Source organism: Streptomyces coeruleorubidus, from assembly GCF_028885415.1.
GTDB lineage: Bacteria > Actinomycetota > Actinomycetes > Streptomycetales > Streptomycetaceae > Streptomyces > Streptomyces coeruleorubidus_A.
Map to the genome: position 1 here is coordinate 3,481,361 of NZ_CP118527.1, position 15,650 is coordinate 3,497,010.

Sequence of the window (15,650 nt, forward strand, 5' to 3'; positions counted from 1 at the left end):
GCTCCGCAGGAGGGGCCGGGGCAAGGATCCGGCCGCCTCCCGCGTCACCGGAGCCTCACACGCGACGGCCAAGAGGGAACCAAAGAACGGCAAATGCCTAGGCAGGCGGCACGATCCACCTAATCCAAGATTCAAGTTCACGATGCGGTGGTGAAGGGTATCCGCCAGTAACGCCGCGCTGTTTCGGCGAGCCGGATGGCCCGGAACAGCCCTGCCCGTCACACGGCTGTCGGCCGGGGGCTCCCAGGGGGCGGGGCGAACCGGCGCAGGGGATCGCGTCACGCTGCGGACCCACCGCTCTCACCAGGGCAGGCGCGGTGACGTGCGGTCACGAAAGGGAAGGCGGCCGGCGTCGGCACCGCCGACGCCCCGCGTGCGGACAGCGCCACGCCCGGGCGGGGCGTGGCGCGCCGTTCACATGGACTGGGTCCCGGCCAACAGGAGGTCCGCAGGGGCGGTGAGTTCGCGGCCGAGAAGGGTGCGGAGCACCGCGTAGCCGCTGGTGTCGCCGGCGAGGACCCCGCCGAGCAGGGTGCGGCAGTCCGAGGCGAGGACCAGCTTGCCGTACGTGCCGGCGGCGCGGTCCTCGCGGACGAACTCCACGGCGCCCTCGGTCCTGGCGTGGATGTCGCCGAAGCCGGCCACGTCCACGCCGAGGAGCTTGAGTTTGGCCGACATGTCCGCCCCGGGGAAAGCGGCGGAGGGGGAACCCAGCAGCTGACGTGCGACCGCCTCCGCCATCCGGTATCCGGGTGCGGCGAGGCCGTGACAGCGGCCCAGCACCGCGGCGCACTCCCCCACGGCCCAGATCCGTTCGTCGGCCGTACGGCAGTGCTGGTCCACGAGGATGCCGCCGCGTTCGGCGCGTTCGAGCCGGGCGGACTCGGCCAGTTCGTCACGGGGACGCACACCGGCGGCGAACACCACGGCCCGGGCGGGCAGGGCGGTGCCGTCCGACAGCGTCACCCCGCGCACCCGGCCGTCGGGGCCCTCGTCGAGCGAGGCGACACCGCGGCCGCAGTGCACGCTCACCCCGAGCTCGCCCACGAGCCGGGCGAGGACCCGACCGCCTCCCTCGTCGACCTGAAGCGGCATCAGGTGCGGTGCCATCTCGACGACGTGGGGCCGCATCCCGAGCAGTCGAAGGGCCTGTGCGGCCTCCAGGCCCAGCAGGCCGCCGCCGATGACGACACCGGGTTCGCCCGGCGCCGCGGCGGCCCGGAGCGCGTCGAGGTCCTCGATCGTGCGGTAGGTGAAGCAGCCGGGAAGGTCCCGGCCGGGGACGGGGGGAACGAACGGACGCGATCCGGTGGCCAGGACGAGCGCGTCGTAGCCGAGGACCGTGCCGTCGGCGCACGTCACGGTGCGGGCGGCGCGGTCGACGGAGGTCACCCTCGTGCTCAGCCGCAGGTCGACCAGCGGGTCGGTGAGCAGGCCGGGAGTGGCGAGGGTGAGGTCGGCGGCGGTTCTGCCGTCGAGGTACGAGGACAGGGAGACGCGATCGTAGGCGGGGCGTGGCTCCTCCGCCACGACCACGATCCGCCACCGGCCCGACCGGTCACCGGACCGGACCTCCTCGACGAGCCGGTTCCCGGCCATTCCGTGCCCGACGACCACCAGGACGCGTGTCATGCGGCGGGTTTCCCTTCACGGCTGTGCGGCCCTTTCACAGACCTGGCGGACGAGGGCTGTGCAGCTGCCGCAGCCGGTGGTGGCGCGGGTCGCGGCAGCGATCGCGGGAAGGTCGTGCGCACCTCGCCGCCATGCCTGTTCGAGGGTCTTCTTGGTGACGTTGTTGCACTGGCACACCACCGCGGTGTCCGGCAGTTCCGCCGAGCTCGCGTACTCGCCGCCCGTGCCCAGCAGCAGGGCGAGCCGGTCGGCGGGCACCGGGCGGTCCGCCGCGTACAGCTGGCCGACGTCGGCGACGGCCCGGGGCAGGCCCACCAGGACGGCGCCGTGCACGCGGCCGTCGCGCAGCACCAGCCGCCCGTAGCGACCACGGGCCGGGTCGGACAAGACGATCTGCTCGTCGCCGCCCCGGGCGCTCGGCGGGCCCGGCAGGCCGGCGACGGCGACGGCGAGTCCGGGCAACCGGGGCCGGACGACGTGCCGCGAGGGTCGCCGACGGCCGTCGCCGCCGGTGAGGGTCCGGGCCAGGGCGTCCGCCTGGTCCCAGGCGGACGCCAGTGTGCCGTGGCAGCCAGGCTGCTCGGCGCAGTCGCCCAGGGCGTACACGTGCGGATCGCAGGTGCGCATCCGGTCGTCCACGACCACGCCGTGCCGCACGGCCAGTCCGGCGTGGCGGGCGAGCGCGGTGTCGGGTCTGCCGCCGGTGCACATCAGCAGGGTCCCGGCGGCCAGCAGCCGGCCGTCGTCGAGGGCCACCTTGCCGGGTTCCACGCCGACGACGCGGCGCCCGGTCTCCGGCACCACGCCTGAATCCCGGAGCGCGGCCGTCAGCAGGGCTCCGGCGCGTTCGTCGAGGAGGCGGTGCATCGGGTGGGCGCCGGGGTGGACGAGCGTGACGTCGTGTCCGGCGCGGCCGAGCGCGTACGCGGCCTCGACGCCGCGCAGCCCGCCGCCGGCCACGACGACGGGCCCCTTGTCCACCGGGCGGGCGTCGGCAAGGGTGTACGGCGCGCGGATCTCGGGGGCGGACGTGCCGTCGGCACCGGGCAGTTCGGGCACGGTGGCCCGGGAACCGGTGGCGAGCACCAGGACGTCGTAGGGGTGCTCCGCCCCGTCGTCGGTCCGCACCAGGCGGCGTCGCAGGTCCGCCTCGGTGGCCCGGAGGCCGGTGTGGACCCGTACGTCCGGCGGGAGCGGCGCGAGCGCCAGACCCGCGGCGGGCAGGGTGCCGTCGAGGACGGAGACGAGCAGGGCCCGGTTGTAGGCGGGCTGTGGTTCGGCGCCGATCACCGTGACGGGGCCGCGGTGCCCGTGGTGGCGCAGGCGCTGGATCAGACGGTGGGCGGCGGGGCCGTGGCCGATGACGGTGACCGCGGTCATGTCGTCGGCTCCCGCCAGGGCTCGATGCGCACGGCGCTCACCTTGAACTCGGGCATGCCGCTGACCGGGTCGAGGGCCGGGCCGGTCAGCAGGTTGGCCCGGCCGGCGCCCGGGAAGTGGAACGGCAGGAAGACGGTGTCGGTGCGCAGGGTCCGCACCAGGCGCACCCGGGCGATCGTGCTGCCGCGGGCCGAGGTGACCCGGGCCAGGCCGCCCTCGCCGAGGCCGTACCGGGCGGCGGTGTCGGGGTGGACCTCGACGTGCGCCTCGGGCGCCGCGGCCACGAGTTCGGGTACGCGGCGGGTCTGCGCTCCGGACTGGTACTGGGCCAGCACGCGGCCCGTCGTGGCGAAGAGGGGGTAGTCGGTGCCGGGTGTCTCGGCGGGGTCGCGGTGTTCCACGGGAGCGAAACGCGCCCGGCCGTCGGGGTGCGCGAACCGGTCGAGGAACAGCCGGGGCGTTCCCGGGTGGTCGCCGCCGGGCACGTCGGGACAGGGCCAGTACAGTGCCTCGCCCGCGTCGAGCCGTTCGTAGGTGATGCCGGCGTAGTCGGCACGGCCGCCGCCGGAGGCACGGCGCAGCTCGTCGAAGACGGCGCGCGGCGAGACGGGGAAGCGGTGGTCCGGCTGGCCCAGCCGGACCGCGAGGCCGTGCAGCACCTCGAGGTCGGTGCGGACACCGTCGGGCGGGGCGAGCACGGGCCGACGGCGCAGGACGCGTCCTTCGAGGCTGGTCGTCGTGCCCTCTTCCTCGGCCCACTGGGCCACCGGCAGGACGACGTCGGCGAGTTCGGTGGTCTCGGACGGCACCAGGTCGGCCACCACGAGCAGGTCGAGTGCGGCCAGACGGCGTGCCACGTGGGCGGCGTGGGGTGCGGACACGACCGGGTTGGAGCCGAAGACCAGCATCGCCCGTGGCCCGCCGGGGGTGCCGAGGGCATCCAGGAGCTGGTACGCGGCGGGGCCGGGGCCGGGCAGGGACGCCGGGTCGACGCCCCACACGCCGGCGACGTGAGCGCGCGCCTCAGGGTCGGTGATCATGCGGTAGCCGGGCAGTTGGTCGGCTTTCTGGCCGTGTTCGCGGCCGCCCTGGCCGTTGCCCTGGCCGGTGAGGCAGCCGTACCCGCTGCCCGCCCTGCCGGGCAGGCCCAGGGCCAGTGCCAGGTTGATGAACGCGGCCGCGGTGTCGGTGCCCTTGCTGTGCTGCTCCACGCCGCGGCCGGTGAGGAGGTAACGCCGATCGGCCTCGGCGAGCATGCGTACGGCTGCGCGCTGGTCGTCGACGGGAACGCCGGTGACCTGCTCGACGCGCTCGGGCCACCAGGCGACGGCGTACTCCCAGGCGGCCTCGAATCCCGTGGTGCGGGTGTCGAGGTACTCCTTGTCCAGATGGCCGTCGGTCACGGCGAGGTGCAGCAGGCCCAGGGCGAGCGCGAGGTCCGTGCCGGGGGCGGGCTGGAGGTGCAGCGCCGCCTGTTCGGCGGTGCGGGTGCGGCGCGGGTCGATGACGACGAGCCGGGGACGGGTCAGATGGCGCATCAACGGGGGCATGGTCTCCGCCGGGTTGGCCCCGGCCAGCATGACGACATCGGCGCCGGAGAGGTCGGTGACGGGGAACGGCAGTCCGCGGTCGATGCCGAACGCCGCGTTGCCGGCTGCCGCGGCCGACGACATGCAGAAGCGGCCGTTGTAGTCGATCCGGCTGGTGCCGAGCGCGACCCGGGCGAACTTCCCCAGGGCGTACGCCTTCTCGTTGGTCAGTCCGCCGCCGCCGAACACCGCGACGGCGTCGGGGCCGTGCTCCGCACGCAGCCGCTGCAGGCGCCGGGCGATCAGGTCCAGGGCCTCGTCCCAGCCGGCCGGGGCGAGTTCGCCACCGGCTCCGCGCACCAGGGGGGTGCGCAGCCGGTCGGGAGCGGTGATCAGGACGGGGGCCGTCCAGCCCTTCTGGCACAGTCCGCCCTGGTTCACCGGGAAGTCGGGCGACGGCTCGACCTCGACCGCCTGGCCGCTGCGGTGCAGCCGGGTGCCGCACTGCAGGGCGCAGTAGGCGCAGTGCGTGCCGACGGTGACCGTGAGGCCCTGCGCGCGGTCACCGGACATGGGAGGTACGGGGTCGGGACGGACCGGGAGCGGTGCGCCGGGTGCGGTCCCGGCGCAGGTAGACCTTGACGAGAACCAGCGCGCACAGGGCGTAGAAGGTGAGGAAGCAGAGGAAGGCGGTCTCGGCGCTGCCGCCCGCTGACTGGTACGAGGCGCGGAAGGCGAGGTTGATGGCGACGCCACCGAGCGCGCCGACCGCACCCGCGATGCCGATGACCGCGCCGGAGACACGCCGTGCGCGGGCGAAGGCCGGCGGTGCGTCGGCGCCGGAGGTGATGGCGTCCTCCGCTTCCCGGGCGAACACGGCGGGGATCATCTTGTACGTCGAGCCGTTGCCGATGCCGCTGAGGACGAACAGTGCGGTGAAGCCGGCGACGAACAGGCCGAAGGAGCCGGCGTGCGACGCGATGAGCAGGACGACGGTCCCCGCGGCGAGGCCGAGGAAGTTCCACAGGGTCACGCGGGCCCCGCCCCACCGGTCGGCCATCCTGCCTCCGACGGGCCGGCTGAGGGAACCGAGCAACGGGCCGAGGAAGGTGACGGAGGTGGCCTCGAGCGGGGTGGACCCGAACTGGTTCTGCAGGACGAGGCCGAAGGCGAAGCCGTAGCCGATGAACGAGCCGAAGGTGCCGATGTACAGGGCGGATATCCACCAGGTGTGGGGGCTCGCGGCGGCCTCGCGCAGGGCGCCCGGTTCGGCGCGTACGGCGTCGACGTTGTCCATCTTCAGCGCCGCCAGCAGGGACACGATCACGATGAGCGGCAGGTAGACACCGGCCACGTACGAGGGGTGGGTGTCACCGGCCGTGGCGATGACCAGCAGGCCCAGCAGCTGGATGACCGCGACGCCGAGATTGCCGCCGCCGGCGTTCAGGCCGAGGGCCCAGCCCTGGTGCCGCTGGGGGTAGAAGATGGTGATGTTGGTCATGGAGGAGGCGAAGTTGGCGCCTCCCAGTCCGGCCGTGGCGCCGATCAGCAGGAACACCCACAGAGGTGTTCCGGGGCGCTGGACGAAGACGAACGCGAGAAGCGCCGGCACGAGCAGCACGGCGGAGGAGAACACCGTCCAGTTGCGGCCGCCGAAGCGGGTCACGGCGTGGCTGTACGGCAGCCGCAGCACCGCGCCGACCAGCGTGGGGGTCACCACCAGCAGGAACTTCTCGTCGGGGGCGAAGCCCAGGCCGATCTCCGGCGACATGAACAGGACGAGTACCGACCACAGGCTCCACACGGAGAAGCCGACGTGCTCGGAGAGGACGGACATCAGCAGGTTGCGGCGGGCGATCTTCTTGCCTGAGCGTTCCCAGAACTCCTCGTTCTCCGGGTCCCAGCCCTGGATCCACCGCCCGGAGGCAGGCTGTCGGGTCGTCATGTCTGATCGGTCTCCTGTGTCTGCGCGGCGTGCCGGGCGGAGCGGCGCTGATCCGCCCGGCACGCCCCGTAGGGGTCAGCGGCGCGGTGCCCGCCTCCACGAGGTCCGGTGCGGCGGGCCGGGTCGCACAGGTCGGCCGGTTCCGCCGCGCTCAGGCGCCCTGACAGCTCGGCCGAGACCGCGGGGACCTCGGCCGGTCCCTGTCCGGTGCGTGAGGCGGCAGTGGCGGCCTCGTCGAGCGGCTGCTCGGCGGCCGCCCGGCCGATCCGGGGGGGCCGGTACGGCCGTGATCCGCTCGGAAGACGACGAGGCTGCCGGTGAGGCCGAGGTCGTCGCGCATGCCGTCAGGGCTGGACTGCAGGCCGTGGGCCGGTTCGACGCGGGTGCGCGGCTTCGCCGGCGAGTCGGAGGCATGCGCGCAGAAGGAGCGGCCTGCGGGCTCCGGCGTCCGGGTTTCCGGACGCCGGAGCCCGGACGGGCGGCCGGACGGCCGCCACGCCGTGCGGGCGCCGTGCTACGTCGCCGGCTCCTGCGTGAGCAGCCGAGCCAGCTCAAGCCGCTTGATCTTGGTGGTGGCGGTCTGCGGCAGGTCCTCCAGCCGCCACTGGACGGGGTCCGCCATCGGCGGCAGCCCGGCCACGGCCGACTGCCAGGCGACCTGGTCCAGCGGCTTGTTGTCCCGCGTGCACACCACGGGCACCGGGATGCCGTCCTGGCCGGGAACGATGATGACCTCGACGAGTTCCGGCACCCGGGTGAAGAGTTTGTCCTCGATCTCGAGGGTGCTCTGGATGCCGGGGATCTCGTCGACCTCGCGGTCGAGCAGGTGCAGGCAGCCGTGCCTGGTGCGGTAACCGACGTCGCCCATGCGCCACCAGCCGTCGTTGACCTGCTTCTCCCAGCGGTGGTGCTCGCCGAGGTAGGTGACGATGCGGCCGTCGCTTCGGACCTCGATGAAGCCGGGATTCTCCTTGGTGGGCGGCTGGCCGTCACGGCTGACGACGCGCACCCCGGTCATGCCGGGGAACGGCATGCCGACGCAGCGTCCGTTGAAGTCGGCGCCGTCCTTCAGGCAGTAGGTGCGCCCGGCGATCGGGCCCACCTCGCTCTGCCCGTAGGCCTGCGCGAACCGGCGGCCCTTGCGGCGGGAAGCCTGGAGCAGGCGGTTGACGGTGCGGGGGTGAATGGCGTCGAAGGTACTGGAGAAGTACTTCACGTTGGCCAGCGGGCCGCGCGGGTCGTCCGCCAGCACTTCCCAGCGCAGGAACGTGTTGGGGTGGGCCTCGATGAATCCCGGCGGCACCTGGGCGAACAGGTCGGCGACGGTCCTGGGGTCGTCGTCCCTGAGGATGATCAGCGGGTGGCCCTGCATGATGGAGATCGGCATGGCGGTGAACATCCGCGAGTGCACGAACGACACGTGCACCGCGATCGGTTCGCTGCGGCGGACGGCTGCGGCCACGACGGTCGCCTGCGGGCGGTAACGGGCCTGGAAGCTCTTGCCGGTGTGCACGGCCAGCTTCGGGATGCCCGTGGTGCCGGAGGTGTGGGTGATGAGCGTCGGGTGGTCGACGGGCATGGTGACCGCCGCCGCCCGCGGGGCTCCGGCCAGGTCGGCGAAGGGCGTGGCGCCCGGGTACTCCCCGGAGGTGAGCAGCACCTGCCGGGAGATCTCCAGCACCTCGGCGGGCAGCGAGTTCTCCAGCTTGCTCTGGTCGGTCACCAGGAAGGGCCGCCCGACCCGGCGCAGCAGTACGGCGACCGTCTCGCCGTCCAGCTTCGGCGACAGCAGCACGGGAATGGCGCCGATCCGGGCGACCGCGCAGGCGAGGAGGGAGATGTCGAAGCCGTCGCTCTTGTGCACGACGACGTGGTCGCCCGGGCGGACCTGCACCGACCACAGCCGGGAGGCGAAGTCGTCGATCAGGCCGGCCAGCTCCGTCAGCGTCGCGCGACGGCCCAACTGGGGGGCGATGTCGAGATCGTGATCCAGGATCACGAAGCTCGCCGGATGCCGGGCCGCCGCGCGGTCGAACAACGTGCCCAGGCGAATTCCCTTGTTTCCTATGCGCTGGAGAAACATCTACCCGCTCTCTCGTCCATGAATGCGGTTTCCCGCACTACCGACCAGCCAAGGAAGAAGTGGAGCTACTGCTTTTCGATGACGTCCTTGATCCGGTCAAGGGTCTCGTCGAGGTCCTGCTCGAGCTTCGCGGTCCAGTCGGTGATGAACTTCTCGCACTCCGACTCGTTCATGTCTTTGACGATCTTGTGAATTCCGGCGGTCGGCTTGCCCATGCGGAAATGATGGGTCAGAACGCTGCCGTCGCCGTCGGCCTCGATGTCGAAACCCCAGATGCTCTCCTGGTCCTCACGGGCGTGCGTGAGCATCATCCACTGGAAGGTCCGGCCCGGTTCCGCCGCGATGACCCTGGCCTCCGTGTGCCAGGTGCCGCGAATCAGCGGAGCCCAGGCCACCACGTCCTCGCTGCGCAGGTTCTCGCCGCGGAAGATCGCACCGACCGTGGACGGCTCTCCGGACACCCACTCGCCGCCCCTGCACTCCGGGCTCCATTCGGCCTGGCGCGGCAGGTCGCTCACGACCGCGTAAACCTCTTCGGGGCGCGCTGAAATACGCTTGCTGGCGCGCAGTTCGAACAGCGGGGACTTTTCAAGGATTGTGTTGGCCATGACTGAGATCCTGCCGACCGCGGTGCGCCGGGGTCAACCATGGCCGCCCTGATCCGTCAGGTTCCAGAAATGCCGGTAAAGGTGACGGAGAACCAACGGGAAAACCCGCCAATGACCCTCCTGGCAGAGACGTCAAGAGACACCAGAAGACACATTGGCGGGTGCACCCGCGCTTTCGTGTGTTTGGTCCACGAGTTTCGGCGCGCCGCCCGGGGACCCGTTCGGCCACCGGCGACCTCACCGGGCCGGATCGGCGACCCGTAGCACCAGCTTTCCGTGGACCTTGCTCTCCTCGAGCATGCGGTGGGCCTTGGCCGCCTTGCTCAGCGGCAGTACCTCCGTGGCACGCGGGCGCAGCAGGCCGTCGGCCATCAACCGGCCGATGTGGGTGGCGGCCTCGGCCAGTTCGTCGGCGCGGGCGTGGGAGATGGCGAAGCCGTGCACCGATCGGTCCTGCAGGTACAGCGGTCCGGCCGGCAGGACGGGCCGGGTCTTCAGGCCGGCCAGGATCACGACGCGTCCCCGGGGCGCGAGGAGGTTCATCGCCGTCTCGAGGTCGTTGCGACCGGACGTGTCGATGTACAGGTCGACTCCGCCCGGTGCGGCCTCCCCGATCCACCAGGAGGCCTCGGGGTCCCGATAGTCGATCACGTTCCGGGCGCCGAGAGAGCGGCAGTAGTCCGCGTCCCGCGCCGAGGCGACGGCGACCACCCGGGCACCGGCCTGAGCTGCCATCACCACGGCGGCACTGCCGACGTTTCCCGCGGCGCCGAGGATGAGGACGGTCTCCCCGGCCCGCACCCGCCCGTGGGTGAACAGCGCGAGGTAGGCCGTCGACGCCGGATGGGAGAGCGCGACCGCGTCCACCGGGTCGACGCCGTCCGGCAGGCGGTACAGCCGGTCGGCCGGCACCACGACCCGCTCGGCGGCGGCACCCTGGCGGCCCGCGTGCCCGAGGCTGCTGCACCACACCCGGTCCCCGGCCCGGAAGCCGGGTGCGCCGGGCCCGGCCGCCACGACCGTGCCCACCAGGTCACGTCCGATGACGAAGGGGAAGGACATCGGCGTCCGCCAGGCCCCTGAACGTACGAAGGTGTCCACGTGGTTGACGGCGGTCACCTCGACGTCGACGAGCACATCGCCGGGGCCGGGCTGGGGAGGGGGCAGTTCACCGACCTGGATGAGATCCGGCGAACCGAGCTCTTCGATGTAGGCGGCAAGCATGGTCTGGATTCTTCTCCAGGCGGGCACCTTCGCCCACGCCCCGGCGGCTCACCGCTCAGGTTCCGTCACATCGGCGCCCCTGGTCCGTCAAGTCGCCGCCGATGCCTCCCGTGACCGGCTGCCCTTGACCACTCCTCGGCCGGTCCTTGGCCGGCCCTTGGCCGGTTCTTGACCACAGGCTCCGAGCCTGAGGCGGCAGCCCGCCCCCGGCGGCGCCGCACCCGCACCGCCGCCGGCGCACCGGCGGCATGACCGCGGCCCGGAATATGGGATTCCATTCACCGGTCCGCCGATCTCGCATGCAACTTTTCGCGGTTCTTATTTCACTGTCCGATCGACGCGTGAACATGGTGTGTTGACGTAGAAAGAACGAGGGGGGCGGAGTTGTGGATTCGATACCTCCGGGGAGATTGCTGCAGAATTCGCGGGACGGTCATGTCGACGTTCGCGACCATCTGAAAGGCTTCGGCGGGCTGCACGGCGGACTGGCGCTCGCCCTGGTGACCTCGGCCATGCGGCAGCATGCCGAAGGGCGTGAACTGGTCAGTGTGACGGGCCGGTTCGGCCGTGCCATCGACGCCCCGTTCCGGATCGACACCGCCCTGACGCACGCCGGCCGGTCCAGCTCGATCGTGTCCGGGCGCGCCGAGTCGGAGCGTGGTCCGCTGCTCGACTCCTGGGCGGTCTTCGCCGCGGCGGCCGGCGACGTCTCGTGGCCGACGGTGCAGCAGCCGATCCCCGAGGTGCCGAGCCCCAAGGAATGCGACGTGTTCGCGATTCCGAAGGAATTCGTGCCGATCTCGACGAGCATGGAGATTCGCCCGGTGGGCTCGGCACGCCCTTATGCGGGTGGGAACCGGGCCGAACTGGTGGCATGGGTCCGCCTCCTGGAGGACGACATTCCGCCGGACGCCGTGCGCTTTGTCTTTCTGATGGACGCGCTGGCTCCGTCGTACGCGGCGGTGCTCTCGACACTGGCGCTGGTGCCGACCGTGGAGATCACGGTGCGCCCCGGGGCGGGGCTGGCGAAGGCGTCGTCGCCATGGCTTCTCCTGCGGGCGACGACACAGCAGGCCGCCTCCTCCGGATGGTCCTCGGAATGGATCGACGCCTGGGATCCGGACGGGACCCACCTGGGCTCCGCCCAGCAGTTGCGCATGGTCCGCGGCGGCTGACCCCGGCCCCGCCGCCGTCCTTCGTGAGCGATGAGACCCCGAGCAGAAAGGCCATTTCCGTGCTGGAACCATCCGCAAGCCCGCCTGACGGACTCTCGCTGCCGGAGATCCTCACGGCCCGGGCGGAGGCGCACCCGGACGCACTGGCCTTCCGGTTTCTGCCGGACGGTACGACGGATCACCCGGTGGACTGGACGTACCGGGACGTTGAACTGAGGTCACGCGCGGTCGCCCGGGAGCTCTCCCGGCGCGGGATCGAGGACAGCCGTGTGGTCCTGGCGCTCGACCCCGGACTCGACTACGTGGCCGCCCTGTTCGGCATCCTGCGGGCCGGCTGCACCGCGGTGCCCTCGTTCCCGCCTTTCGGACGCCGGGCGATGGCGCGCTTTTTGTCCATCATGGTGGACTGCGAGCCTCGGGCGGTGCTGACCGACGGCCGGTTCGCACCGCAGGTGGAAGCGTTCGAGGCGCAGTACCCCAAGGGCACCCCGAAGGCCCAGTGGATCTTCCCCGACGAAACCCTCTTCGAGGGGGACGGCGCCGAGGTGCCGCCGAGGCTCGCGAACCCGGCGCTCCTCCAGTACAGCTCGGGTTCGACCGGTGAGCCCAAGGGCATCGTGCTGACTCACGAGAACCTGGTCAGCAACTGCCGGGTGCTGGAGGCCCACGCGGGCATGGAGCCCGACCGCGTCGGCTGCTCCTGGCTGCCGCCGTACCACGACATGGGCCTGATGGGCACCATCATGCTGGCCGTCCACGGGGGCTGGCCGCTGGTCATGATGTCGCCGGTGCACTTCGTGCAGGACCCGTACCGCTGGCTGGCGGCACTGACCGAGTACCGGGTGACGATCACGGTCGGTCCCAACTTCGCCTTCGACCTGTGTACGTCCTCGATCCCCGACGAGGCGCTCGACTCGCTCGATCTGTCCTCGCTGCGCCAGGTGTTCTGCGGAAGCGAACCGGTGTCCGCGGCGACGCTGGAGCGGTTCCGGGAGCGGTTCGCAAGCTGCGGCTACGACGCCGCGTCGCTCATCCCCTGCTACGGCCTGGCCGAGGCGACCCTGTTCGTGACGGGCAAGCCGGCCAAGAACGGCGCCGTCCGGCTGGAGCGGTTGGACAAGGCGGCGCTCGGGACCGGGACGGCCGTGCGGGTCGACGCCGGTGACACCTCCGGCGTCGAGGTGGTCGGCTGCGGTGTGTCCGCGGTGGGCCACGAGGTGCTGGTGGTCGACCCGCAGACGGCCGAGGTGCTGCCGGACGGCCGGGTCGGCGAGGTGTGGGTGGCGGGCCCGAACGTGGCCGGCGGCTACTGGCGGCGGCCGGAGCTGAGCGCCGCGGCCTTCGGCGCCCGGCCGGCCGGAGCGGCGCAGGCGGGCCCGGGCTTCCTGCGCACCGGCGACCTGGGGTTCGTACTCGACGGTGAGCTGTTCGTGACCGGGCGGCTCAAGGACGTGATCGTCATCAGCGGCCGGAATCTCTACCCGCAGGACATCGAGGCCTCGGTGGAGCGCTGCGACGGCGCGCTGCGCCGGTGCGCCGTGTTCTCCGTGTCCGGGGACGAGGCGGGCGGATCGGACGAAGAGCAGGTGGTCGTCGTCGCCGAGTACCGCGGTACGTCCGGCCAGTTCGCCGCGCAGGAGAAGTCGTTGCGCGCCGCGGTGACCGCGGCGGTCACCGCCGACCACGGAGTGCGGCCCGCCGAGTTGTACTTCGGTCCTCCCGGCACGGTGTTGATGACCACCAGCGGCAAGGTCCGCCGCAAGGCGACCAAGGCCGCTTTCCTGGAGGGCACCCTGAAGCGTTTCACGGTGCCGGCCGGCAGCGGGGCAGCGCGATGACGGGCCGGGACGGAACGATACGGGCCGGCGGTCGGCCGGCCGTCGGGGCCGATGCGGTGCCGCAGGACGGTGAGATCGATGTCGCGGCCCGGCGGCTGGCGTATGTGACCGTGGGAGTCCCGACACTGGGCACCGTCGCGGCGGTGCTGTTCGCGATGCGGTACGGGTTCGGCTGGGTGGACTTCGGGCTGCTCGCCGGTATGTACGTGATCACCTCACTCGGGGTCGAGGGCGGTTTCCACCGCTTCTTCTCCCACCGCTCGTTCTCCGCGAGGCCCGTGGTGACCTCGCTGTGGGGGATCGCGGGCAGCATGGCCGCGCAGGGTCCGGTGCTGTTCTGGGTGGCCACCCACCGGCAGCACCACGCCTTCACCGACCGCGACGGCGACCCCCACTCGCCGAGGCCGCTGGGCAACGACCGGTGGGCCCGGTTGCGCGGGCTGTGGCACGGGCATGTGGGCTGGCTGTTCAAGGTGCGCCGGCAGAACTGGGCCAAGCGTGTCCCCGACCTGGTGCGCGATCCGCTGGTGATGCGGCTGAACCAGTACTACTTCGTGTGGGTCCTGCTCGGCCTCGCGCTTCCCACGCTGCTCGGCTGGCTGCTGACGGGAACCATGCGCGGCGCGGTGGGCGGCCTCCTGTGGGGCGGCCTGGTGCGGATCTTCCTTCTCGACCATGTGACCTGGGCCGTCAACTCCATCGGTCACACGCTGGGGAACCGGCCCTATCCCACCCGGGACGGCAGCCGGAACGTGCCGTCGCTGGCGCCCTTGTCGGTCGGCGGTTCCTGGCACAACAACCACCACGCCCGTCCCTCGCTCGCGCACAACCGGCACGGGTTCTGGCAGTTCGACCCGACCGGAACCGTCATACGCGTCATGGACACGCTCGGCCTGGTGTCCGACGTGCGCTACCCGGATCGAAAGACCGCGAGAGGAAAAGGAGTCGCCTGATGTCCACGGCCTCGGCCAGTTCAGCGGCGTTGGCACATGCCATCGTCCGGTTGGACCCGATCAGCCTGCGCACCAAACGGTTCTCCGCACTGACCACGATGATCCTGCCGCTGATCGGTACCGCGGCGGCGGCGTACTTCCTGGCGACCGGCAACTTCACCGCGACCGACATCTGGCTGTTCGCCGCGATGTACTTCGTGCACATGTTCGGCATCACGGTGGGCTTCCACCGCTACCTCGCCCACAAGGCGTTTCGCACCGGCCCGGTGTTCGAGGCGATCATGATGATCACTGCCTCGATGGGTGCCCAGGGACCCGTGATGTGGTGGGTCACCACGCACCGCCGGCACCACCGCTTCAGCGATCAGGAGGGCGACCCGCACTCGCCGAACCTGCACGGGCGCACCTTCAAGCAGCGCCTGCACGGCCTGTGGTACGCGCACATGCCGTGGATGCTCAGCCCCGAGAACTCGAAGTGGTCGGTGTTCGCGCCGGACGTCCTGCGCAACCGCCGGCTGATGTACTACCACCGCACCTACCCGATCTGGGTGATCAGCGGTGTGATCCTCCCGGGCCTGATCGGCTTCGCCGTCGAGGGAACGGCGATGTCCGCCCTCACCGGTGTCGTCTTCGGTGGCCTGGCGCGGATCTTCCTGGCCAACCAGGCGGCCTGGATGGTCGGTTCCGTCTGCCACGCGATAGGCGGCCGCCCGTTCGACAACGAGGACCGCAGCGCCAACAACTGGGCGGTCGCGATCCTCACCTTCGGTGAGGGCCTGCAGAACAACCACCACGCGTTCCCCGGTTCCTACCGGCACGGCGTGAGCTGGCTGGAGCCGGACCTGAGCGGATGGCTGCTCGCCGGACTGAGGAAGGTCGGCCTGGTCTGGGACCTGCGCGAGCCGACCAAGGAGCAGATCCAGAAGAAGCGTGAGCAGGCGCTCGCCATGGCGGCCGCCGGCTCCACCAAAGGGACGGAGTGACCGAGCGTGTTCAAGAAGAAGGTTGCCAAGCCGAGCGGCCCCCTGACGCAGGCCGCGCTGCGCGACTGGCTGGTGGCGTATCTGTCCGACCACCTCAAGGTCACCAGCGACGAGATCGACACCTCGCTCACCTTCGAGTCGTACGGCCTCGACTCCCGGGTCGCGGTCCAGGTCTCCGGCGCACTGGAGAAGGTCGTCGAACGACGGCTCTCCCCGGGACTGCTCTACGAGTACCAGACCATCGATGATCTGTGCGGCTACCTGGCCAAGGAGCTCCGGCTTCCGGACCAGGCCGCCTAG

12 protein-coding genes are annotated in these 15,650 nt (G+C 71.6%); 5 read left to right on the top strand and 7 right to left on the bottom strand.

The window, feature by feature from the left end; all coding sequences use genetic code 11:
* Positions 1-414 precede the first annotated feature (414 nt).
* The 7 genes from PV963_RS16140 to PV963_RS16170 all read right to left on the bottom strand — a co-directional run bounded on the left by PV963_RS16140 (position 415) and on the right by PV963_RS16170 (position 10,401).
* Positions 415-1,632 carry an NAD(P)/FAD-dependent oxidoreductase gene (locus PV963_RS16140; RefSeq protein ID WP_274816427.1) on the bottom strand — a complete coding sequence of 406 codons (1,218 nt, stop codon included), beginning with the start codon at positions 1,630-1,632 and terminating at the stop codon, positions 415-417.
* 15 nt (positions 1,633-1,647) lie between these two features.
* Entirely contained in the window at positions 1,648-3,012 is a 1,365-nt protein-coding gene (locus PV963_RS16145) for an FAD-dependent oxidoreductase (protein ID WP_274816428.1), read from the bottom strand.
* Positions 3,009-5,114 carry a molybdopterin oxidoreductase family protein gene (locus PV963_RS16150; RefSeq protein ID WP_274816429.1) on the bottom strand — a complete coding sequence of 702 codons (2,106 nt, stop codon included), beginning with the start codon at positions 5,112-5,114 and terminating at the stop codon, positions 3,009-3,011. The genes PV963_RS16145 and PV963_RS16150 overlap by 4 nt, the downstream gene beginning before the upstream one ends.
* The gene (locus tag PV963_RS16155) at positions 5,104-6,486 is read right to left on the bottom strand and encodes a nitrate/nitrite transporter (RefSeq protein WP_274816430.1); all 1,383 of its coding nucleotides are present in this window, start codon (positions 6,484-6,486) and stop codon (positions 5,104-5,106) included. Before PV963_RS16155 ends, PV963_RS16150 begins: the two co-directional genes overlap by 11 nt.
* A gap of 514 nt (positions 6,487-7,000) precedes the next feature.
* Positions 7,001-8,569, bottom strand: coding sequence for a class I adenylate-forming enzyme family protein (locus PV963_RS16160; RefSeq protein WP_274816431.1), 1,569 nt, complete (start codon positions 8,567-8,569; stop codon positions 7,001-7,003).
* A gap of 65 nt (positions 8,570-8,634) precedes the next feature.
* Positions 8,635-9,177: an SRPBCC family protein gene (locus PV963_RS16165; protein WP_274816432.1), complete on the bottom strand. Its 543-nt coding sequence runs from the start codon at positions 9,175-9,177 to the stop codon at positions 8,635-8,637.
* Positions 9,178-9,414: 237 nt separating this feature from the next.
* A complete protein-coding gene (locus PV963_RS16170) occupies positions 9,415-10,401 on the bottom strand; it encodes an NADPH:quinone reductase (protein WP_274816433.1) in 987 nt (328 codons plus the stop codon).
* A 410-nt stretch (positions 10,402-10,811) separates the two neighbouring features.
* On the opposite strand from PV963_RS16170, the gene PV963_RS16175 reads away from it, so the two are divergent.
* From PV963_RS16175 to PV963_RS16195, 5 genes are read left to right on the top strand one after another with little or no spacing between them, the layout of a single operon-like run.
* The gene (locus PV963_RS16175) at positions 10,812-11,576 is read left to right on the top strand and encodes an acyl-CoA thioesterase (protein WP_274816434.1); all 765 of its coding nucleotides are present in this window, start codon (positions 10,812-10,814) and stop codon (positions 11,574-11,576) included.
* Positions 11,577-11,635: 59 nt separating this feature from the next.
* Positions 11,636-13,414 (top strand): fatty acyl-AMP ligase, encoded by a 1,779-nt coding sequence (locus PV963_RS16180; RefSeq protein ID WP_274816435.1) that lies wholly within the window; start codon positions 11,636-11,638, stop codon positions 13,412-13,414.
* A gap of 56 nt (positions 13,415-13,470) precedes the next feature.
* Positions 13,471-14,367, top strand: a complete 897-nt coding sequence (locus PV963_RS16185) for an acyl-CoA desaturase (protein ID WP_274816436.1) — start codon at positions 13,471-13,473, stop codon at positions 14,365-14,367.
* Positions 14,367-15,350, top strand: a complete 984-nt coding sequence (locus PV963_RS16190; RefSeq protein WP_274816437.1) for an acyl-CoA desaturase — start codon at positions 14,367-14,369, stop codon at positions 15,348-15,350. The genes PV963_RS16185 and PV963_RS16190 overlap by 1 nt, the downstream gene beginning before the upstream one ends.
* A gap of 6 nt (positions 15,351-15,356) precedes the next feature.
* Entirely contained in the window at positions 15,357-15,650 is a 294-nt protein-coding gene (locus PV963_RS16195) for an acyl carrier protein (protein ID WP_274816438.1), read from the top strand.